The sequence below is a fragment of the Streptomyces sp. MRC013 genome (assembly GCF_023614235.1).
Lineage (GTDB): Bacteria > Actinomycetota > Actinomycetes > Streptomycetales > Streptomycetaceae > Streptomyces.
The window spans coordinates 4468189-4487940 of record NZ_CP094264.1; the positions used below are offsets into that span (position 1 = coordinate 4468189).

Below are 19752 nucleotides of genomic sequence, written 5' to 3' on the forward strand. Positions count from 1 at the left end.
CTGCGAAAGGCACGACACATGTCCGGCAAGCACACCCGCAAGGCAGTCATCACGGCAATGGGCCTCGCGGCCGTGTTGTCACTCACCGCGTGCAACGGGGACGAGTACGGCGGTGCCGACACGCCGGACGCGTCCTCGGCCTCCGTCGGCGGTGCGGCCGGCTCCGCCTCCTCCGGTTCGAGCGGCGGCTCCTCCGGTTCGAACGCGTCCGGCTCCGGCGGCTCCTCCGGAAGCTCCTCCGGCGGTTCCTCCACCTCCTCCGGCGGAGAGGGCGGCGGCTCCGACGCGGGCAGCGCGACGGACATCTGCCGTACCGGCCGGATGCAGATCGACGCCGTCGACAACTCCACCGACGGCAAGGAGGGCGTCGTCACCGTCAGCCTCAAGAACACCGGGTCCGGCCCCTGCAGGATCAAGGGCTACGCCGGCGTCGACCTGAAGACGGGCGACGGGGACACCGTGTCCCTGGACCGCAACGGCGACGCGGCTCCCTCGAACGTCCTCGCCGGCGGCGAGACCGCCGCGTTCAACATCTACTACCCGAAGAACGACTCCGGCGGCACCGGCGTCCGCCCCACCACGATCGTGGTCACGGCACCCGACGACACCGCCCAGGCCACCGTCGCCTGGCCCGGGGGATCGATTCCCGTCACCGGGGACTCGGGCGGCGGCCTGGAGATCAGCCCCGTCGCCAAGGTCGGCTGACCCCGGGGCCGGCGCGGGGCGCCGGGTGGGACCGGGGAGGGGACGCCCGTGCCCGTACGGAGGGCCCGGTGCGCCGGGGGCGCGGCACCGGCTCGCCGTCCCGCCGGCCGTGACGGCCGCCTCCGCCCCGCCGCCCCGGTCCGCGGCCGCCGCCGGCGCACTCGCGGCGGCGCTCCCGCCCGCCGGGACCGTACGCCCGCGGCGCCGCCCGCGCCGTGGTGACGGGCGGTCACCTCACGGCGGGCGCGGGACGCCTTCCCCGCGCCCCACCCGGCCCGGCCGGGGGCGCCGGAGGGGCCTTCTCGGCGTCCGGCGCCCCCGGCCGGGCCGGTGCGCGTGCCGTGATGCCGCCGCGCGGCCGTCCCGACGGCCCCGGGCACCGGGACCGGCGCTCCCGGGTCGCCCCGCGTCCCCTCCCGTCCGCCGGCCGGTCGCCGCCCCGGCGGTGCCGGCCTTCGCCCGCCGACCACCCGTGCCCGCCGGGCGGCCGGTGCGGCCCGGACGAGGGCGGGCACCGGCCGCGCCGCCCCGGCGCGGTCCCGGCCTCCCCACCGGCGAACGGCGGATCCCACGCGACGGAAGGGCCCGTCCTCGGGAACGCCCCCGGCGGCGTCCGCCCACCCGGCGCCTCCCGCCGCCCGGCGCTCCGGCCGATCGCGCACGCGCCGGCCGCGGCACCGACGGCGGGGCTGCCGGCGATCGCCACCCCGGCCGCGGACGCCCGCCCGTCCCGCCCCGCCTCAGTCCGCCTCGACGGTGACCGTGAAGGAGAACCGGTCCCCGCGGTAGCGGATGCGGGCCACGTCCGCCACGCGGCCGTCCTCGTCGTACGTCACGCCCGTGTAGTGGAGGATCGGCGACAGCAGCGGCACGTCCAGCAGCTCCGCCGTCGCCGGGTCGGCGAGCCGCGCCTCGACCGTGTCGGTGATCCGGCTGATGCGCACCCCCACCGTGTCCCGCAGCACCTTCGTCATCGGCCAGCGTTCCAGGTCCGCCACGTCGATCCGGTCCGCCAGCTCCGGACGGACGGCGTTCTCCGCCCAGTTCGTCGGCTCGCCCGTCTCCACGTCCCGGCGGAGCCGCCGGTACGTGACGACCTCCGCCACGTCCGGGAAGTACTCCGCCAGCTCGCCGGGCACCCCCGCCGCCCCGTGCCCGAGGACCGTGGTCCGCTCGCCGGACTGCTGCGCCACGATCGCGTCGATCGAGCCGAGCACCCGGCGCGGGGCGCTGCGCCGGGCGCCCGGCTCGATGAAGGTGCCGCGCCGCCGGTGCCTGCTGATCAGGCCCTCCTGCTCCAGCTCCCGGAGCGCCTGGCGCATGGTCAGCACGCTCACCCCGTAGTGCGCGGCGAGCTGCTCCTCGGTGGGCAGCCGCAGCGGCGCGTCCGGGGAGCGCCCCAGTATCGAGGCGCGCAGGGACTGGGACACCTGGTACCAGAGCGGCAGCTTCCGGTTCAGGGCCAGGGAGTCGGGGGCGAAGGCGGACACGGCGTCTCCGTACTGCTGCGTGCGGCGTGGAGCCCCGGCGAGGGCGTCCTACGGGCGGAAGTGGCGCTCGAGACCCTGCCACACGTCGTCGTAGCCCCGCTGCAGGTGGTCCGCCTCCGCCGCCTGGGCGGTGGTCGCGATCGGCCAGCGGGTCTCGAACATGAAGGCCAGCCCGTCGTCGATCTTCTGCGGCCTCAGCTCGGCGGCGCTGGCCCTGTCGAACGTCTCCCGGTCGGGGCCGTGGGCGGACATCATGGTGTGCAGCGAGCCGCCGCCGGGCACGAAGCCCTCCGCCTTCGCGTCGTACGCGCCCTCGACGAGGCCCATGTACTCGCTCATCACGTTCCGGTGGAAGTACGGCGGCCGGAAGGTGTCCTCGCCCACCAGCCAGCGCGGGGCGAACACCACGAAGTCCACGCCGGCGAGCCCCGGCGTGTCGGTCGGCGAGGTCAGCACCGTGAAGATCGACGGGTCGGGGTGGTCGTAGCTGATCGTCCCGATGACGTTGAAGGTCCGCAGGTCGTAGACGTACGGGAGGTAGTTGCCGTGCCAGGCGACGACGTCCAGCGGGGAGTGGCCGTACTCGGCCCGCCACAGGTTCCCGCAGTACTTGTTGACGACCTCGACGGGGCCCTCCACGTCCTCGTACGCGGCGACCGGCGCCCGGAAGTCGCGCGGGTTGGCCAGGCCGTTGGCGCCGATCGGGCCGAGGTCCGGGAGCTGGAACGGCTGCCCGTAGTTCTCGCACACGTACCCGCGGGCCGTCCCGTCCACCAGCTCCACGCGGAAGCGGACGCCGCGCGGCACCAGCGCCACCTCGCCGGGGCCCACGGCGAGCAGGCCCAGCTCGGTGCGGAGCAGCAGCCCGCCGCGCTCCGGGACGATCAGCAGCTCGCCGTCCGCGTCGCTGAAGACCCGCTCCATGGAGGCGTTCGCGTGGTACAGGTGCACGGCCATGCCGGTGCGCTGCGCCACGTCGCCGTTGCCGCCGAGCGTCCACAGGCCGGCCAGCCAGTCCGTCCCGGGCGCGGGGTCCGGGAGGGGGTTCCAGCGCAGCCGGTTCGGGTCCGGGACGGTCTCGGTGAAGGGCGCCGAGCGCAGCGCGCCGTTGTCGGCGCGGGTGAACGGCGGGTGCGCCGCCGAGGGGCGGACGCGGTACAGCCACGAGCGGCGGTTGCGGGCCCGCGGCTCGGTGAAGGCGCTGCCGCTCAGCTGTTCCGCGTACAGCCCGAGCGGCGCCCGCTGCGGGGAGTTGCGGCCCAGCGGGAGGGCGCCGGGAACGGCCTCCGACTGGTGCTCGTTGCCGAAGCCGGAGAGGTACTCCAGGCCCTCGGCGGTCTTCCTCGTCTGCTCGTCCGCCTGCGCGGCGCCACCCATGTTCATCGCGTGCTCCTGCTGCTCCTGCTGCTCATGGAATCCTATGGAAGACCGTAGGATTTCAGGCCGCCCGCGTCAACGGGGCGGTCCGCCGAAGCTCCGGGCCGCCCCGCCGCGGGCCCGCCCCCGGGCGGCCGCGCGGGGCGGCCGTCCGCCGCCGCGGAGGGCCGACCGGGCGAACCGGCGGCGGCGCGCCGTACACGCTGCGGGCCCCGGGGGAATGTGACGGATAGTCGGATTATCGGTTGATCCGTACGACTCCTCCCGGAGGAACCCGTCATGACCGCAGCTCGACCCCTCCTGCGCACCGCCGTCGCCGGACTCGCCGTCGCCGGACTCGCCGTGGCCGGCGCGCCCGCCGCCGTCGCCCAGACCGGTGAGAGCGGCGACATCAAGGTCCACGACACCGACACACCACCGCTCGACCAGCGCAGCGAGTCCAAGGTGTGCCGTTTCTACCTCGCCGCCTTCAACTTCGCGGGGCTGCAGCAGATCACCTACACCCTCACCCCGGAGCCGCTGGAGGCCGGGGACCCCACCCTCCAGGGGGCGATCACGCTCACCGCGACCGGGACCGGGCAGACCACCGAGCTGACGCTGCCGGACGGCCAGTACCGCCTCACCTGGACCCTCCCCGGCGCCGCCGGCCCCAAGCTGAAGACCTTCCGCGTCGACTGCCCCGACAAGGAGCACGGCAAGGACGGCAAGAAGGACGCCAAGGACAAGGACGGCAAGGAGGCCAAGGAGGGGGGCCACGAAGGCGGCGGAGGCAACGGCGACGACCGGGTCCACAAGGAACCGCGCGGCGGTGTGGGCGCGGGCGGCGGCGGCATGGCCGGCACGGCCGACGACACGTCGGCGCTGGGCGCCGGAGCGGCGCTCGCGACCGGCCTGGCGGCGACCGCCGGGCTGATCCTCGTCCGTCGCCGCCGCCGCGCCGATGGCGCCGCGTAGGCCCCGGTACTCACGGTTCACCCGCCGGCAGCGACGCCTCCTGCGCCTCACCAGGACGGTGGCGGCGGTGCTGGTCCTCGGCGGGGCCTGGTGGGCCCGGGACGACGAGCCGTCCGTGCCCTCCCCGGCGGCGGTGGCGGCGCCGCCGGGGCCCGCGGCCGCGCCGCCGCCCACCGCCGAGTCGAAGGCCGGGCGGCCGGCCGGCCCGCCGGCGCCGCGGGGCGCCGAACCGCGGGCGCGGCGGGGAGCGGGGCCGCCGGCGGGCCGGGGGGCCGGGCGGCCACGGCCCGGGGCGCCGAAACCGCCGGCGAAACCGCCTCCCGCCCCGCTTCCCCCTCGCCCGCCGAGCGGATCGCCGTCCCGGCCATCACCATCGAGGCCCCGGTGATGCGCCTGGGCCTGGACCGGGCGGGACGGCTGAACTCCCCGCCCGTCGACCGGCCCAAGCTGGCCGGCTGGTACGAGGGCGGCGCCGCGCCCGGCGAGAAGGGCACCGCGATCGTGGTCGGCCACCGCGACACCCGCACCGGTCCGGCCGTCTTCCTGAACCTCGACTCGCTCAAGCCCGGCAACACCGTCCGGGTCACCCGCGAGGACGGGATCACCGCCGTGTTCACGGTCGACCGCGTGCGCACCTACGACAAGGCGGACTTCCCCGACCGGGAGGTGTACGGGCCGGCGAACCGCCCGGAGCTGCGCCTGCTCACCTGCGGAGGGGCCTTCCACCCCCGCGAGGGGTACGCGGCCAACGTCGTGGTCTTCGCCCACCTCACCGACACGGTCCGCACCGGCGCCCGCAGGGTGTGACACGGCGGGCCCGTGCCCCCGGCGCGGGCCCGCGCGGCGTTTCCCCCGGGGAGGCCCGCCCCGGGGGGACGCTCCCCCCGCCACGGTGGCCGCGGTACGGCCCGTGGACACCGGACCGGCAGAGGAGACCCGCATGACCCGCCCCGCACCCGCACCCGCCCGCGCCCGCGCCGCGGCCCTCGTCGCCGCCTGCCTCCTGGCGGCGGGCGCCCCGGCCGCGTACGCCGCCCTCGGCGACGATCCCGCCCCCGCCGCCGGCGCACCCGGATCGCGGGCCCACGTCGAGACCCGCCTCCTCTTCGGCACCGCACGGCCGGACGGGGGCCGGCGGTGACGGACGCGCAGTTCACGTCCTTCGTCGACCGCGAGGTCACCCCCCGCTTTCCCGCGGGGCTGACCGTCCGGCCCGGACGCGGCCAGTGGCGGGACGCCTCCGGACGGATCGTGCGGGAGCGCTCGTACGAGCTGGTCCTGCTGTACCCGGCCGCCGAGGCGGTGGCGGCCGGCCGGGAGGCGGAGCGGGTCCGCGCGGCGTACGCGCGCGCCTTCGGCCAGGAATCCGTGGGGCGCGTCGACGAGCGGGTCCTGGTCGACTTCTGACCGGGGCGGGGTGGCAGGATCGTGCCGAACCCGGGACGCCGGCCCCCGGCGGCGGAGGACCGCCGCCGGCCGGGCGGGCGGCCCGCCCGCGACGGCCGCAGCCGGCCAGGCCGAAGGAGACAGCGATGAAGGCCCACGAGGGGATGTACACGGACGGCGCGTGGCGGCCCGCCACCGGCACCGGCACCGTCACCGTGGTGAACCCGGCGACCGAGGAGCCCTTCGCCACGGTGCCGGCCGGCGGGGCGGAGGACGTCGACGCGGCCGTGCGCGCCGCCCGCGCGGCGTTCCCCGGCTGGTCCGCCACCCCGCCCGGCGAGCGCGCCGCCCACCTCACCGCCCTGCGCGACGCGCTCGCCGCCCGGCAGCACGAGATCGCCGAGACCGTCACCGCCGAGCTGGGCGCCCCGCCGAAGGCCGCGTACGCGGTGCACGCCGGACTTCCGGTCACCGTGGCCGGCTCGTACGCCGAGCTCCTGGCGACGTACCCGTTCGAGGAGAGGGTCGGCAACTCGACCGTGCTGCTGGAGCCGGTCGGTGTCGTCGGCGCGATCACGCCGTGGAACTATCCGCTCCACCAGATCGTCGCCAAGGTCGCCCCGGCCCTCGCGGCGGGCTGCACCGTCGTCGTCAAGCCCGCCGAGGAGACCCCGCTCACCGCGCGGCTCTTCGCCCGGTGCGTCCACGAGGCGGGCCTCCCCGCCGGTGTCGTCAACGTGGTCACCGGGCTCGGGCACGTCGCCGGCCGGGCCCTCGTCGACCACGACGGCGTCGACATGGTCTCCTTCACCGGTTCCACCGCCGTCGGCCGGCGCATCGGCGCGGCGGCCGGCGGCGCGGTCAAGCGCGTCGCCCTGGAGCTGGGCGGCAAGTCCGCGAGCGTCGTCCTGCCCGGCGCCGACCTCGCCCGGGCGGTCGCCGGGAGCGTCGCGAGCGTCATGTCCAACTCCGGCCAGCGGTGCAACGCCCTCACCCGCGTCCTGGTCCGCGCGGACCGCTACGAGGAGGCCGTCGCCCTCGCCGCCCAGACCGTCGCGGAGTACCCGCCCGGCGACCGGATCGGCCCGCTCGTCAGCGCCGCCCAGCGCGACCGCGTGGTCTCCTATATGGAGAAGGGCCTCGCCGAGGGCGCCCGGCTCGTCGCGGGCGGCCCCCGGCCTCCCCTGGCGCGCGGCTACTACGTCGCGCCGACCGTCTTCGCCGACGTGACACCGGAGATGACGATCGCCCAGGAGGAGATCTTCGGCCCGGTCGTGGCGTTCCTGCGGTACGAGGACGAGGAGGACGCCCTGCGCATCGCCAACGGCACGGTCTACGGCCTCGCGGGCGCCGTGTGGGGCGAGCCGGAGGCCGCCGCCGCCTTCGCCCGCCGGATGCAGGCCGGGCAGGTCGACGTCAACGGCGGCCGCTTCAACCCGCTGGCCCCGTTCGGCGGGTACAAGCAGTCCGGCATCGGCCGGGAACTGGGCGCCCACGGCCTGGCCGAGTACCTCCACACCAAGTCCCTCCAGTTCTGACGCCCGGGGAGCCCCGGGCACCCCGCACACCGTGAACCTCACCAGCCGGGAGAAACCGATCGTGGTCGTCCGCGCCGCCGTCCTGCCCTCCGTCGGGTCTCCACTGGAGATAACCGGCATCGAACTGCCCGAGCCCGGGCCCGGGCAGGTCCGGGTCCGCCTCGCAGCCGCCGGGGTCTGCCACTCCGACCTGTCCCTGTCCGACGGCACCATGCGGGTGCCCGTCCCCGCCGTCCTGGGCCACGAGGGCGCCGGCACCGTCGTCTCCGTGGGGGGAGGGCGTCACCCACCTCGCCCCCGGCGACGGCACCGTCCTCAACTGGGCGCCGGCCTGCGGCTCCTGCCACCACTGCGGGATCGGCGAGGTGTGGCTGTGCTCCGAGGCGCTGTCCGGCGTCGGCCGCGTGCACGCCGTCGCCGAGGACGGCAGACGGCTCCACCCGGGGCTGAACGTCGCCGCGTTCGCGCAGGAGACGGTCGTCCCCGCCGCCTGCGCCCTGCCCCTCCCGGAGGGCGTGCCGCTCGTCGACGCCGCCCTCCTCGGTTGCGCCGTGCTCACCGGCTACGGCGCCGTCCACCACTCCGCTCGGGTGCGCGAGGGCGAGTCCGTCGTCGTGTTCGGCGTCGGCGGGGTCGGCCTGGCCGCCCTCCAGGCCGCCCGGATCGCCGGCGCCGGGCCGATCGTCGCCGTCGACGCGTCACCGGGGAAGAAGGGGCTGGCGAGGGCCTGCGGGGCCACCGACTTCCTCGTCGCCTCGGACACGACCGCGCGCGAGGTCCGCGGCCTGACCGGCGGGCGGGGCGCCGACGTGGCCGTGGAGTGCGCCGGCCGGGCCGCCGCCATCCGCGCCGCCTGGGACTCCACCCGGCGCGGCGGCCGCACCACGGTCGTCGGCATCGGAGGCAAGGACCAGCGGGTGTCCTTCAACGCCCTGGAGGTCTTCCACTGGGGCCGCACCCTGTCCGGCTGCGTCTACGGCAACTCCGACCCCGCCCGCGACCTGCCCGTCCTCGCCGGGCACGTCCGCGCGGGGCGCCTGGACCTGGCCGCCCTCGTGACCCACCGGATCGGCCTGGACGGCATCCCGGAGGCGTTCGGCACCATGCTCGCCGGCCGGGGCGGGCGCGCCCTGGTCGTCTTCTAGCGCCCCGGGCGGCGGGGCGCGCCCGCCGCCCGGACGCCCTCCTGCCCGGGCGCCTCCCGGTCCGCGCGCCTCCCGGCCCCCGGCCGCGCCACGGCCCCGTCCGGGGCGGGGCGCGGCCGGGAGCGCGAGACCGCCACCCCCGCCAGGCACAGCGCCCCGCCGGCCAGCGTCAGCATCCCGGGCACCTCGCCCAGCGCCAGCCACGACATCGGCACCACCAGCGCGGGCACCGCGTACGTCGTCGCCCCCATCCGCCCGGCCGGCGTGCGGGCCAGCGCGTACGCCCACGTGGTGAACGCCAGCGCGGTCGGGAAGACCCCCAGGTACACCATGTTCAACGTGGCGGACGGCGGCGCCCGTCCGGCCTCGGCGACCAGCGCCCCGGAGAACGGCAGGCACGCCACTGTCCCGACCAGGCACCCGTACCCGGTCACCTGCAGGGCGCTCGCGTGCCGCAGCGCCGGTTTCTGCGCGACCACCCCGGCCGCGTACCCGGCCGCCGCGAGCAGGCACAGGCCCACGCCGAGCACCGACGCCCGCCCCTCGTCCGACAGCGACAGCCCGACCGCGACGGCCCCCGCGAACGACAGCACCGTGCCGGCCACCAGCCGGGGCGGCGCCGCCTCGCCCAGGAACCGGGTGCCCAGCAGCACGATGAGGATCGGCCCGGTGTTCACCACCATGGCGGCCGTCCCCGCGTCGACCTCGCGCTCGCCCCAGTTGAGCACCACCATGTACACCCCGAACCACAGCAGCCCCGACACGGCGATGCCCGGCAGGGCGGCGCGCGGCGGCAGCCCCTCGCGGCGCACCAGCAGCAGGCACCCCAGGGCGAGCGAACCGGCGAGCAGCCGTCCGAGCGCCAGGGCCCCGGGCGAGTAGGCCGTGCCCGCGCTGCGGATCGACACGAACGCCGACGCCCACAGGACGACGCTGACGGCGGCCGCCGCGAGGGCGGCCCAGCGCGCACGCGAGGAGGAAGGGGAAGGGGGAGGGGAATCCATGGCCCGACCGTACGGCCGGAACGGTTCGCCGCCCACCGCAGCGTCGTCGCCACCCGCCCGGGACGCCCCGCCGCCCCGGGCGGCGTCAGCGCAGCGCCTCGGCGCCGATCCCTAGCAGGTCCGCCAGCGCCTGCTCCCCCTCACCGGTCACCCTCACCGCGCGTTCCGTCCCGACGCGTACGCACCACCCGGCGTCCAGCACGTGCCGGCACAGCGCGGCGCCCGCCGCCCCGGCCAGGTGCGGTCTGCGCTCGGTCCAGTCGAGGCAGCCGCGCGCCAACGGCCGCCGCCCCCGCACGGCGAGTTCGAGGCCGAGCTCCCCGAACCAGCGCAGGCCCTCCTCGCTCGGCGCGAACCCGGCGTCCTGGCGGAGCAGGCCGCGTGCGGTCATCGCGTCCGTGATGGCGATGCCCAGCCGCCCGGCCAGGTGGTCGTAGCAGGTGCGCCCCCGCGCCATGGCGCTCCTCGCGCCCGCCTCCCGCAGCGTGCGCGGCGGCGGCGGGGGTCCGGCATCCGCGACGGTGTGCGCGACGAGGTCCTCCACCAGCCGGGCCGCCCGGGCGTCGGCGAGCCGCACGTACCGGTGGCGTCCCTGCCGCTCCTCCGCGAGCAGCCCGCCCCCCACCAGCCGGCCCAGGTGGCTGCTGGCCGTGGACGGCGCCACGCGCGCGTGGCGGGCCAGCTCGCCGGCCGTCCAGGCGCGGCCGTCCAGCAGGGCGAGGCAGAACGCGGCGCGCGTCTCGTCGGCCAGCAGCGCGGCGAGCGAGGCGAGGTCCCGGGCGGCGGGGGAGCGGGTCGTCATGCCTCCAGCATGGCGCGGTCATCCTTCGGCCCCGGCCGTAGCGTGCCCGCCACCACCGCGTCCCGGGCGCGGCCCTCCGCCCCGCGGGGCCGGCGTCCGGCGCGCCGGCGACGCCCGCGGGCCTCCGGCGGCCACGGCCGCGACGCCGGGCACCCGGCCGGCAGGCCGCCGCGGGACGCGCGCGGCGACTCCGCACGAGGTCGCCGGCCGGGTCCGGGAAGCGGGCCGCCCGCGGTGCCCCGGCGCCCTGAGTACCGCGCTGAGTAGCCCGGCGGATGTCCCGGGCGCCGCGGCGCCGCATCCTCGACCGCATGAGTGACACACCGGTCAAGCAGCAGAACACCGCGGCCTACTACGCCCAGGCGGTCGCCTCCTTCGCCGTCGCCCTCGCCGCCGTCGCCCTCGGCATCGGCAACCTGGAGGCGGACGTCTGGGTGCGCGCCTTCCTCGGCATCGCCGTCCTCTACCTCACGACCTCCGCCTTCACCCTGGCCAAGGTCATCCGCGACCGCCAGGAGGCCGGGCAGATCGTCAGCCGCGTCGACCAGGCGCGGCTGGAGAAGCTGCTCGCCGAGCACGACCCCTTCCAGAAGCTGTGAGCCCGTGACCTAAGCGCTTGCTCACCCTCGCGGTAAGGTATCCGTCCCGGTACCGGTGGAAGGAGCGAGCGATGGGCACCGCGGAGGGAACGGCCGGCGGCGAGGACGTGCTGTGGGGCGAGGTCACCCCGGACGCGGCCCGGCGACTGCTCGTGGCCGCCGTCGAGGCCTTCGCCGAACGCGGCTACCACGCCACGACCACCCGCGACATCGCGGGCCGCGCCGGGATGAGCCCGGCCGCGCTCTACATCCACTACCGGACCAAGGAGGAGCTCCTCCACCGGATCAGCCGCATCGGCCACGACAAGGCCCTGGAGATCCTCGAGCACGCGGCGGACGGCCCCGGGACCGCGGCCGAGCGGCTCGCCGGCGCCGTGCGGTCCTTCGTCCGCTGGCACGCCGAGCGCCACACCACCGCGCGCGTCGTCCAGTACGAGCTCGACGCGCTCGACCCCGAGCACCGGGCGGAGATCGTCGCCCTGCGCCGCAGGATCGACGCCGTGGTGCGCCGCGTCGTCGGCGAGGGCGTCGCCTCCGGCGAGTTCGACGTGCCGGACCTGCCGGGCACCACCCTCGCCGTGCTCTCCCTCTGCATCGACGTGGCGCGCTGGTTCAACGCCGGGGGCGACCGCACGCCCGACGAGGTCGGCGCGCTCTACGCCGACCTCGTCCTGCGCATGGTGCGCGCCCGCGTCTAGGGGGAGGGGGCCCGGCCCGGACGGGACTCGGGGGAGGAAGCGGGACACCGGCCCGGAGGCGCACACCGACCCGTCGCCGCCCCCGCGCTCCACCGTCACCACGGGAGCGCCCGCGCCCGCCGGCGATCTCCTCGACCGCCTTCACGACGGCGGTCGCCCGCACCCGCGACCCGGCCGTCACCGGTGCCGGGAGGCGCACCCGGTCCGTGCCCCCTCCGCCCGCACCGCCCGCGGCACCGGCACGGGCAGCGGGGACGGGGCCGGACAGCCGTGCGCGAGGGTCGTCCCGAACGGGCCGGACGCCGCCCGTTCCCGGTCGACCTGGATCCACCGGCGGCCCCCGGTGGCGCCGGCGAACAGACCGGTCCGCCCCCGGCCGGTCGCCGTGCCCCGGTCGCTCGCCCACCGCGGCCCGCCGGCCGGGGCGGAGACCCCCGGCTCCGCCCCCGCCCCCGCCCCCGCTCCCGGTCCCGTGGACCACGGCCATGTCCGAGTGCTCGCCCGGCACGGTGGGGGCGGTCTCCCCCGTCGGCGGACCAGTAGGGTGCGGGGGGTGCCGCAGATCCCGGAGAAGATCCACGAACTGACCGTCGGCCAGCTCTCCGCCCGCAGCGGCGCGGCCGTCTCCGCCCTGCGCTTCTACGAGGCCAAGGGCCTGATCACCAGTCGGCGCACCAGCGGCAACCAGCGCCGCTACAGCAGGGACGCGCTGCGGCGCGTCGCCTTCGTGCGCGCGGCCCAGCGCGTCGGCATCCCCCTCGCCACCGTCCGGCAGGCCCTCGCCGAGCTGCCGGAGGAGCGCACGCCCACCCACCGGGACTGGGCGCGGCTCTCCCGCGCCTGGCGTGCGGAACTGGACGCGCGCATGGAGCAGCTCGCCCGGCTCCGCGACCACCTCACCGACTGCATCGGCTGCGGGTGCCTCTCCCTCGACACCTGCGTCCTGTCCAACCCGGACGACGCGTTCGGCGAGAGCCTGACCGGATCCCGCCTGCTTCCGGAGGGCCCCCGCAGGCGCGGGGAGGACGCACGCGGGCCGGGGGAGCGATCAGGGCGGGGGGCGCGCACGGGCGTGGGCCCGGCCCGTACCCCGCGCCGCCCTTTCGGACCGGGCGCGGGACCCGCCCCGGCGTCGCGCGCCGCACGGGTCCTCGCGGGGCGCCGGGTCCCCGTGCCCGAGCCCCGGCGGAGCCGCCCGGGCCGCCGCCCGCGTCACGCGCCGTCGGGCGTCGGCCGTACGGGCCCGCCCTCCGAGCCGGTACGGCGGACCCGCCGGGCGCGAGGAGACCGGACGGACCCGCCCGGTTCACCCCACGGCCGCCAGTTCCCGCGCGGCGTCCGCCCGCGCCCGGCGGCGCGCCGCCGCCAGCGCCTCGTCCGACAGCACGGGCGCGGGCACGAGCACCCCGCACCCCCGCACACCGGTCCGCACGCCTCGTCCAGGCCGTCCCACCGCCACGCGAACCGGCTCCCGCCGCAGACCGGGCAGCGGCCGCCCCGCCCCGCCTCCAGGGCCGCGATCAGCCGCCGCAGCGCCTCGGCCAGCGGCAGGTCCGGATGGACCGCCGGGTCGACGCACCGGGCCACGCCGTTGCCGCCCCAGGTGAGCCGGTGCCAGTCGTCGATCGGACCCGGGGAGCGCAGCCCCAGGTGCTTCTCCCGGCGGCGCCGCTCCGCGAACCGCCGCTCGTAGGCGAGCCACACGGCCCGCGCCTCCTCGACCTCGTCGAGCGCGGCCACCAGCCGCGCCGGATCGAGGTCCCGGTCCTCGTGCCCGAACCCGTGCCGCCGGCACAGGTGGTCCCAGGTCGCCCGGTGCCCGTACGGGGCGAACCGCTCCAGGCACTTGCGCAGCGAGTAGCGCCGCAGCGCCACGTCGCACCTCGGGTCACGAACCTGTCTGGCGAGACTCCGGAAACCGGCCATCGCTCCGCCACCTCCGTCACTGGTACTTCGGCGTCGTTGAAGAGACGTACGGGTGCCCGTTCCGGATCCATCGAAAATCGAATGGGTCCCCGCCACCCCGCGCGGGGTGCGGGGGCGGGGCCCGGCACGACGCCGGCGGGCGCGTGACGGGCCGTCACCCCCGCGGCCGGACAGGCGCGTTCCGGTTCAGCGGTACAGCAGGTACTCCTCGCGCACCGCCCGGAAGGCCGCCAGGTCCCGCGCCCACGCGGCGGCCACCTCGTCCGGCCCGGCGCCCGCGTCGATCAGCGTCCGCACGGTCGCCGAGCCGGTCAGCTTGTCGATCCAGCGGTCGGCGCGCCAGGCGAAGCCGCTCCACGTCCGCTTCGCCGTCACCAGCAGCCCGATCCCGGTCCGCACGGGGTCGAACGCCGCCCGGTCGTGGACGTGCAGCTGCACCCCGCCGACCGTCCTCCCCTGGAACTTGGAGAACACCGGCGTGAAGTACGCCTCCCGGAACACCACCCCGGGCAGCTCCAGCGCGTTCGCCGCCTCCGCCCACCGCCGGTCCACGCCCTCGGCGCCCAGCAACTCGAACGGCCGGGTCGTGCCGCGCCCCTCCGACAGGTTGGTGCCCTCGAACAGGCAGGTGCCGCCGTACACGAGGGCCGTGTCGGGCGTCGGCACGTTCGGGCTCGGCGGCACCCACGGCAGCCCCGTCGCGTCGAAGAGGTCGCGCCGCCGCCACCCCGCCATCCGCACCGTCTCCAGGCGCACCGGCCGCGCCAGGAACTCCCCGTTGAACAACCGGGCCAGCTCCGCCACGGTCATCCCGTGCACCTGCGCGATCGGCTCGCGCCCCACGAACGTGGCGTACGCCCGGTCCAGCACCGGCCCCAGCGCCGCCCGCCCGCCGACCGGGTTGGGCCGGTCCAGTACGACGAACCGCCTGCCCGCCAGCTCGGCGGCGACCATGCAGTCGTACATGGTCCAGATGTAGGTGTAGAAGCGCGCGCCCGCGTCCTGGACGTCGAACACGACCGTGTCCACCCCGGCCGCGGCGAACACGTCCGCCAGGGCCCGCCCGCTCCTGCCGTACGTGTCGTACACCGGCAGCCCGGTGGCCGGATCGTCGTACCGCCCCTCCGAGCCGCCCGCCTGCGCGGTGCCGCGGAAGCCGTGCTCCGGCCCGAACACCGCCACCAGCCGCACCCGGTCGTCGGCGTGCATCACGTCCACGACGTGCCGCACCTCGGCGGTCACCCCGGTCGGGTTGGTCACCACGCCCACCCGCTGCCCGGCGAGCGCGGCGTACCCGTCCGCCGCCAGCCGCTCGAAGCCGGTCCGCACCCGCCGCCCCCCGCGGGCCGCCGCCGCGGACGCCCCGGCGGCCGTTCCGGGAACCGCCACCGCCGCGCTCCCGGTCGCCCCGGCGGCCCCCAGCACACCGCCCGCCGCCAGCAGACCCCGTCTGGACACGCCCATCGGCCACCTCCGTGATCGTTCCGTCACGCTCCGGCACAGGACCTCGCAGGCTAGCCCGGCGTCCCTTCCCGGCGGACATACCAACCGGTTAGTCTGCCCGTCGGGCGGCCGGTCCTCGACGGTCGGCCCGGTCGGCGCAGGCATGACGAAGGGCGGTCGCATGAGCACGTTCCAGGGTGCGCGGGTGATCGTGACGGGCGCGGGCGGCGGGATCGGGGCCGCACTCGCGCGCAGGTTCGCCGCCGAGGGCGCCCGGGTCGCCGTCAACGACCTCGACCGGGCCCGGAGCAGGGCCGTGGCCGACGAGATCGGCGGCGTCCCCGTGCCCGGCGACGCCTCCGCCGTGGTGGAGGAGGCCCGCGAGGCGCTCGGCGGCGCCGTGGACGTCTACTGCGCCAATGCCGGGCTGGCCTCGCCCGGCGACGTCTCCGCCGACGAGGAGGTGTGGGCCGCCGCCTGGGACGTCAACGTCATGGCCCACGTCCGCGCCGCCCGCGCGCTGCTGCCGGGCTGGCTGGAACGGGGCGCCGGCCGGTTCGTCTCCACCGTCTCGGCGGCCGGCCTGCTCACCATGGTCGGCGCCGCCCCGTACAGCGTCACCAAGCACGGCGCGTACGCCTTCGCGGAGTGGCTGTCCCTGACGTACCGGCACCGGGGGATCAAGGTCCACGCGATCTGCCCGCAGGGCGTCCGCACCGACATGCTCACCGCCGCCGGATCGGCCGGCGAACTGGTCCTCGCACCCACCGCCATCGACCCCGCCGACGTCGCGGACGCCCTCTTCGCCGGGATGGCCGAGGACCGGTTCCTGGTCCTCCCGCACCCCGAGGTGGCCGGCTACTACCGGGCGCGCGCGGCCGGGCCGGAGCGGTGGCTCGACGGCATGAACCGCATCCAGCGCACCTGGGAGGCGACCGGACGGTGATACGGGCCCGGACCGGTGAGAGGATCGGTCGCACGACCAGCCGACCAGCCGACCGGACGACGAGGAGACGTGGCGACACATGACCAGGACGACGGACGGGAACGGGGTCGCCCCCGTCCCCCGCAGACTGCTGGCCGCCGCCACCCGCCTCTTCGCGGAGCAGGGCTACGCCCGCACCTCCGTGCAGGAGATCGTCGAGGCGGCGGGGGTCACCAAAGGGGCCCTCTACCACTACTTCGGCTCCAAGGAGGACCTGCTGCACGAGGTGTACGCCCGCGTGCTGCGCCTCCAGCAGGAGCGGCTGGACGCCTTCGCGGGCGCCGACGCGCCGGTCGAGCAGCGGCTGCGGGACGCCGCCGCCGACGTCGTCGTCACCACCATCGAGAACCTCGACGACGCGGCGATCTTCTTCCGCTCCATGCACCACCTGAGCCCGGAGAAGCACCGGCAGGTCCGCGCCGAGCGGCGCCGCTACCACGAGCGGTTCCGCGCCCTCGTCGAGGAGGGCCAGCGTGCCGGGGTGTTCTCCACGGACACCCCCGCCGACCTGGTCGTCGACTACCACTTCGGGTCGGTGCACCACCTGTCGACCTGGTACCGCCCCGACGGTCCGCTCGGCCCGCGGGAGGTCGCCGACCACCTCGCCGGCCTCCTGCTGCGGGCCCTGCGCCCGTAGTCCCGGACCGGACCGGGCCGTCCGGTCGCCGCGCCGCCCCGGCCCGCGCCCCGGCCCCTCGGGCGCACCGCTCGGACCGCGCCGGGCCGGCGGCCGCCGGTGCGCCCCGGCCCGCACCGCCCGCCCCCCCTGCGGCCGCACCGCCCGGCCGACGGCCTCCGCGACCGTGCGCGGCGCGGCGACCGGACGGCCCGGATCCCGGCGCGGGCGCCCCGGTCGCCGACCGCGTCCATCGGCCGCGCCGTCCCCGGCGCCGGCAGTCGCGACCACTCCGCCCGGTGCGCGCGGCCACGAGGACGGCGGTGATCCGGTCGTCGTCGCCGAGGAGGACGTTGCCGAGGCGGTAGCCGCCGTGGACGACGGCGACGGCGGGGGAGGCGGGCACGCCGCGCCGGAGAGCGGCGTGCGGCTCGCCGATCCCGGCCGGCTCGCGGCCGCGCGGGGCGGCGAGCCGCTCGCCCCAGCGGCGCAGCTGCCGCTCCAGGAAGCCGTCCGGCCTCCCGAAGCCCCCGAGGCCCGCGCCCCGCGGGTCCACCGCGTGCAGTTCGACCAGCGTGTCGACCAGGCCGAGCACGGCCGCCCGGGTGCGCTCGGCGCCCAGCGGGGCCAGCTGCCCGGCGGTCCGGTAGGGGGTGCCCGGCACGAACCCCCTCACGTGGAACGGCGCCCCGAGCACCGACTCGTCCTCGCACCGCAGCACCGGCCGGGGCACCGGCACGGCGGTCGGGCGCAGGGCGCTCAGGACGCGGTGCTCGCGCCCCATGCCGTGCGCGGTGGCCAGGACGTGGCCGAGCGGCGGGCGGCGGACGACCCACCGGCCGGTGCCGTCCGTGACGGCGTACGTCGGGTCGGAGCGGCCGCCCTCGATCAGCCGGGCCTCCAGCGGCGCGCCCACCAGCCCGGGCAGCTCGCGGTCGAGCAGCCCGCGCAACCGCTCGGGGTCGAGGCCCGGCGGCGGGGCGGGGCTCGTGGTGCGCACCTCTCGGCAGGGGGTGCGGATCGCCCGGGCGCCACGACCGGCCGGCAGGCACGCCGCCCACCCGGCACGGGCGGTTCCGACCCCCGGGCCGGCGCCCCGGGCCGGCCCGGCGGGTGCGGACGGACCGCCGCGCCCGTCCGCGCACCGGTGCCGGAGCACCGGGACCGCGGGGCCGGGCCGGACGCCGTCAGGCGTGGCAGGCCACCGGCCGGCCGCCGTTCATCGCGGTCATGTCCCCGAACACCGCCGCCACGTCCAGCGGCGACCCCTCCGGCAGCCCCTCCAGCTCCGCGTAGGCACGGTGGACGTTGGCCACCAGACGCTCCGGTTCGCGCAGCTCGCCGAAGACGCCCAGATCCGCGCGGCGCGCCACCTCCAGCGGCGTCAGCCCCCTGGCGTGCCCGTCCTCCGCCAGTTCGGCCACGAACCGCAGGTACGCCTCCGTCTCGTCGTACACGGAGGGGTCCGCGAGCGGCCCGTGCCCCGGCACGACCGTCTCCGCGTCCAGCGACCGCAGCAGCCCGACGGCCCGCAGCGACCCGCGCAGCGATCCGGTGGCCAGGAACGGCGTCCCGCCGTGGAAGACCAGGTCCCCGGTGAACACGACGCCCCGCTCCGGCAGGTGCACGATCGTGTCGCCCGTGGTGTGGGCCGTGCCCGGGTGGATCAGCCGCACCTCCGTGCCCGCCGCGTGCAGGGTCATGCGGTCGCGGTAGGTCACCGAGGGCGGGGTGACGCGGATGTCGCCGAAGTCGGTCCGCGGCCAGAGCAGGTGCAGCTGCCGGTCCGCCGCCAGCACCTCGCGGCGGCACTCCTCGTGCCCGACGACGGTCGCCCCGGGCAGGAAGACGCAGTTGCCGTACGTGTGGTCCCCGTGATGGTGGGTGTTGACCACGGTGTCCGGCGGCGCGGCGCCGTGGGCGAGGAGCGCGCCGCGCAGGGCCAGCGCCCGGCGCTCGGTCGCCGCGGTGTCGATCAGGACGGTCCGTGTGCCGTCGCCGATCCACCCGGCGTTGTTCAGGCACCATCCGCCGTCCGGCTGGACGTAGGCGTACACGTCGGACGCGAGCTGGACGGTGTACGGATCGGTCGCGGGCATCGCTGTCTCCCCGAGTCGTGGCCGAACTGGACGTGCAGAGCCTGCCAGTCCGGGGCGGCGGGGGACAGGGCGGGGATGCCCGCGGGCACCCGGACCGGCCTTCCGGTCAGTGGTCGTCCCAGTGCCCGTCGTGGGCGGCGTGACGGTGCCCGTCGTGCACGTAGTCCGTGTGGTCCCCGTGCGCGACCGCCGGGTGGCCGCAGGTGTCGCCGTGCTCGTGGGCGTGGCCGCTGTGGGCGACGTGCTCGCCCGGCTCGCACTCGTCCCAGTGGCCGGAGTGCTCGCGGTGCAGGTGCCCGTCGTGGGCGTAGTCGACGTGGTCCCCGTGGACCACGGACCGGTGGCCGCAGGCGGGGCCGTGGTCGTGGGGGTGCGCCTGGTGTTCCTGGTGCGGGGCCGTCATGGCGGGACCTCTGTGTGAAGGGTCGCTGACACTCCCAGGCTATCCCGGTACACCCGATCGGTCCCCTTCTGCGGAGTCCGTCCCGTGGCGGCGGCCGGTCACCGCCGCCGCGGCGGGCCCGGGGGGCACGGCGGCCGCCGCCCCGGCCGACCGGGGGTGCCGGGCCGGCCGCTCCGACACGGGCCCGGACGCGTTCCTCCCCGTCCCGTCCGGCCGGGGCGTGCCGTGCCCGTCCCGTCCGGCCCGCCGGCGGGCGGCTCAGAGCACCACGGCCACCGCGAACCCGGCCAGCGCGACCGTGCAGCCCGCCGCGGCCACGGCGGCGGGCGCCCCCAGCGCGCGGGGCCGCCCCCGACCCAGCGCGGCGATCCGCCGCTGCGCCACCGCCAGGAACGCCGCCCACACCAGCAGCGAGAACCCCGCCCCCAGCGACCCGGCCGCCGTCACGCCTCCGCCGTACACGCTCTGCCGCGCGGCCAGCACGGCGGCGACGGTGCACGACAGCGTCGTGCGCCGCCACGCCAGCCGCGTCCGCTCCGGCTGCAGGCCGGGGTCGCGCGGGTCCTCCGTCACCCCGTCCAC

General features: G+C 77.3%; 18 protein-coding genes and 4 pseudogenes. 12 read left to right on the forward strand and 10 right to left on the reverse strand.

Going from position 1 to position 19752, the window contains the following annotated elements:
• The first annotated feature begins 18 nt into the window (after positions 1-18).
• Entirely contained in the window at positions 19-705 is a 687-nt protein-coding gene (locus tag LUW75_RS20250; protein ID WP_250336886.1) for a DUF4232 domain-containing protein, read from the forward strand.
• Positions 706-1445: 740 nt separating this feature from the next.
• On the opposite strand, the gene LUW75_RS20255 is transcribed toward LUW75_RS20250, so the two are convergent.
• Both LUW75_RS20255 and hmgA read right to left on the reverse strand, forming a co-directional pair.
• Positions 1446-2195, reverse strand: coding sequence for a GntR family transcriptional regulator (locus LUW75_RS20255; protein ID WP_250336887.1), 750 nt, complete (start codon positions 2193-2195; stop codon positions 1446-1448).
• 48 nt (positions 2196-2243) lie between these two features.
• The gene (gene hmgA, locus LUW75_RS20260) at positions 2244-3578 is read right to left on the reverse strand and encodes a homogentisate 1,2-dioxygenase (protein ID WP_250336888.1); all 1335 of its coding nucleotides are present in this window, start codon (positions 3576-3578) and stop codon (positions 2244-2246) included.
• A gap of 273 nt (positions 3579-3851) precedes the next feature.
• Between hmgA and LUW75_RS20265 the strand changes: the two genes are divergently transcribed.
• The 6 genes and pseudogenes from LUW75_RS20265 (at position 3852) to LUW75_RS20285 (ending at position 8595) form a co-directional block, all read left to right on the forward strand.
• Entirely contained in the window at positions 3852-4526 is a 675-nt protein-coding gene (locus tag LUW75_RS20265; RefSeq protein WP_250336889.1) for a hypothetical protein, read from the forward strand.
• Between the two features lie 90 nt (positions 4527-4616).
• Positions 4617-5333, forward strand: a complete 717-nt coding sequence (locus LUW75_RS20270) for a class F sortase (protein WP_349816445.1) — start codon at positions 4617-4619, stop codon at positions 5331-5333.
• A gap of 133 nt (positions 5334-5466) precedes the next feature.
• A complete protein-coding gene (locus LUW75_RS25010; RefSeq protein ID WP_462933760.1) occupies positions 5467-5667 on the forward strand; it encodes a hypothetical protein in 201 nt (66 codons plus the stop codon).
• Positions 5664-5933, forward strand: coding sequence for a DUF3574 domain-containing protein (locus tag LUW75_RS25015; RefSeq protein WP_462933761.1), 270 nt, complete (start codon positions 5664-5666; stop codon positions 5931-5933). The genes LUW75_RS25010 and LUW75_RS25015 overlap by 4 nt, the downstream gene beginning before the upstream one ends.
• A gap of 125 nt (positions 5934-6058) precedes the next feature.
• Positions 6059-7450 carry an aldehyde dehydrogenase family protein gene (locus LUW75_RS20280; protein WP_250336890.1) on the forward strand — a complete coding sequence of 464 codons (1392 nt, stop codon included), beginning with the start codon at positions 6059-6061 and terminating at the stop codon, positions 7448-7450.
• 61 nt (positions 7451-7511) lie between these two features.
• Positions 7512-8595, forward strand: a pseudogene (locus tag LUW75_RS20285) (zinc-binding dehydrogenase).
• Here the strand turns inward: LUW75_RS20285 and LUW75_RS20290 are convergent.
• Positions 8592-9599 carry a DMT family transporter gene (locus tag LUW75_RS20290; RefSeq protein WP_250336891.1) on the reverse strand — a complete coding sequence of 336 codons (1008 nt, stop codon included), beginning with the start codon at positions 9597-9599 and terminating at the stop codon, positions 8592-8594. The pseudogene LUW75_RS20285 and the gene LUW75_RS20290 overlap by 4 nt on opposite strands.
• 85 nt (positions 9600-9684) lie before the next feature.
• A complete protein-coding gene (locus LUW75_RS20295; protein WP_250336892.1) occupies positions 9685-10401 on the reverse strand; it encodes an ArsR/SmtB family transcription factor in 717 nt (238 codons plus the stop codon).
• Positions 10402-10712: 311 nt separating this feature from the next.
• On the opposite strand from LUW75_RS20295, the gene LUW75_RS20300 reads away from it, so the two are divergent.
• The 3 genes and pseudogenes from LUW75_RS20300 to soxR form a co-directional block, all read left to right on the forward strand.
• A complete protein-coding gene (locus LUW75_RS20300; protein ID WP_250336893.1) occupies positions 10713-11000 on the forward strand; it encodes a YiaA/YiaB family inner membrane protein in 288 nt (95 codons plus the stop codon).
• 71 nt (positions 11001-11071) lie between these two features.
• Positions 11072-11698, forward strand: coding sequence for a TetR/AcrR family transcriptional regulator (locus LUW75_RS20305; RefSeq protein ID WP_250336894.1), 627 nt, complete (start codon positions 11072-11074; stop codon positions 11696-11698).
• Positions 11699-12251: 553 nt separating this feature from the next.
• Positions 12252-12725: pseudogene (soxR, locus tag LUW75_RS20310) on the forward strand (redox-sensitive transcriptional activator SoxR); the annotation flags it as partial.
• Between the two features lie 279 nt (positions 12726-13004).
• Here soxR and LUW75_RS20315 read toward each other — a convergent pair.
• A pseudogene (locus tag LUW75_RS20315) lies at positions 13005-13624 on the reverse strand (hypothetical protein).
• A gap of 186 nt (positions 13625-13810) precedes the next feature.
• Positions 13811-15088, reverse strand: coding sequence for an exo-beta-N-acetylmuramidase NamZ family protein (locus LUW75_RS20320; RefSeq protein WP_250336895.1), 1278 nt, complete (start codon positions 15086-15088; stop codon positions 13811-13813).
• 160 nt (positions 15089-15248) lie between these two features.
• Here LUW75_RS20320 and LUW75_RS20325 point away from each other — a divergent pair, with 160 nt between their 5' ends.
• Both LUW75_RS20325 and LUW75_RS20330 read left to right on the forward strand, forming a co-directional pair.
• Entirely contained in the window at positions 15249-16013 is a 765-nt protein-coding gene (locus LUW75_RS20325) for an SDR family oxidoreductase (RefSeq protein ID WP_250336896.1), read from the forward strand.
• A gap of 79 nt (positions 16014-16092) precedes the next feature.
• Positions 16093-16689 (forward strand): TetR/AcrR family transcriptional regulator, encoded by a 597-nt coding sequence (locus LUW75_RS20330; RefSeq protein WP_250336897.1) that lies wholly within the window; start codon positions 16093-16095, stop codon positions 16687-16689.
• Between the two features lie 292 nt (positions 16690-16981).
• Here the strand turns inward: LUW75_RS20330 and LUW75_RS20335 are convergent.
• From LUW75_RS20335 to LUW75_RS20350, 4 genes and pseudogenes are all read right to left on the reverse strand, one after another.
• Positions 16982-17668 (reverse strand): annotated as a pseudogene (locus LUW75_RS20335) (phosphotransferase family protein); the annotation flags it as partial.
• 187 nt (positions 17669-17855) lie between these two features.
• Positions 17856-18767, reverse strand: a complete 912-nt coding sequence (locus LUW75_RS20340) for an MBL fold metallo-hydrolase (RefSeq protein ID WP_250336898.1) — start codon at positions 18765-18767, stop codon at positions 17856-17858.
• Between the two features lie 106 nt (positions 18768-18873).
• Positions 18874-19170, reverse strand: a complete 297-nt coding sequence (locus LUW75_RS20345; RefSeq protein ID WP_250336899.1) for a hypothetical protein — start codon at positions 19168-19170, stop codon at positions 18874-18876.
• Between the two features lie 258 nt (positions 19171-19428).
• On the reverse strand, positions 19429-19743 hold the full coding sequence (locus LUW75_RS20350) for a DUF202 domain-containing protein (protein ID WP_250337747.1): 315 nt from the start codon (positions 19741-19743) through the stop codon (positions 19429-19431).
• Between the last annotated feature and the right edge of the window lie 9 nt (positions 19744-19752).

Coding starts and splice junctions, on each gene's coding strand:
- LUW75_RS20330 (WP_250336897.1), top strand. CDS start 16,093: ATGACCAGGACGACGGACGGGAACGGGGTCGCCCCCGTCCCCCGCAGA.
- LUW75_RS20290 (WP_250336891.1), bottom strand. CDS start 9,599: ATGGATTCCCCTCCCCCTTCCCCTTCCTCCTCGCGTGCGCGCTGGGCC.
- LUW75_RS20340 (WP_250336898.1), bottom strand. CDS start 18,767: ATGCCCGCGACCGATCCGTACACCGTCCAGCTCGCGTCCGACGTGTAC.
- LUW75_RS20250 (WP_250336886.1), top strand. CDS start 19: ATGTCCGGCAAGCACACCCGCAAGGCAGTCATCACGGCAATGGGCCTC.
- LUW75_RS20300 (WP_250336893.1), top strand. CDS start 10,713: ATGAGTGACACACCGGTCAAGCAGCAGAACACCGCGGCCTACTACGCC.
- LUW75_RS20345 (WP_250336899.1), bottom strand. CDS start 19,170: ATGACGGCCCCGCACCAGGAACACCAGGCGCACCCCCACGACCACGGC.
- LUW75_RS20265 (WP_250336889.1), top strand. CDS start 3,852: ATGACCGCAGCTCGACCCCTCCTGCGCACCGCCGTCGCCGGACTCGCC.
- LUW75_RS25010 (WP_462933760.1), top strand. CDS start 5,467: ATGACCCGCCCCGCACCCGCACCCGCCCGCGCCCGCGCCGCGGCCCTC.
- hmgA (WP_250336888.1), bottom strand. CDS start 3,578: ATGAACATGGGTGGCGCCGCGCAGGCGGACGAGCAGACGAGGAAGACC.
- LUW75_RS20280 (WP_250336890.1), top strand. CDS start 6,059: ATGAAGGCCCACGAGGGGATGTACACGGACGGCGCGTGGCGGCCCGCC.
- LUW75_RS20305 (WP_250336894.1), top strand. CDS start 11,072: ATGGGCACCGCGGAGGGAACGGCCGGCGGCGAGGACGTGCTGTGGGGC.
- LUW75_RS20325 (WP_250336896.1), top strand. CDS start 15,249: ATGAGCACGTTCCAGGGTGCGCGGGTGATCGTGACGGGCGCGGGCGGC.
- LUW75_RS20295 (WP_250336892.1), bottom strand. CDS start 10,401: ATGACGACCCGCTCCCCCGCCGCCCGGGACCTCGCCTCGCTCGCCGCG.
- LUW75_RS20320 (WP_250336895.1), bottom strand. CDS start 15,088: ATGGGCGTGTCCAGACGGGGTCTGCTGGCGGCGGGCGGTGTGCTGGGG.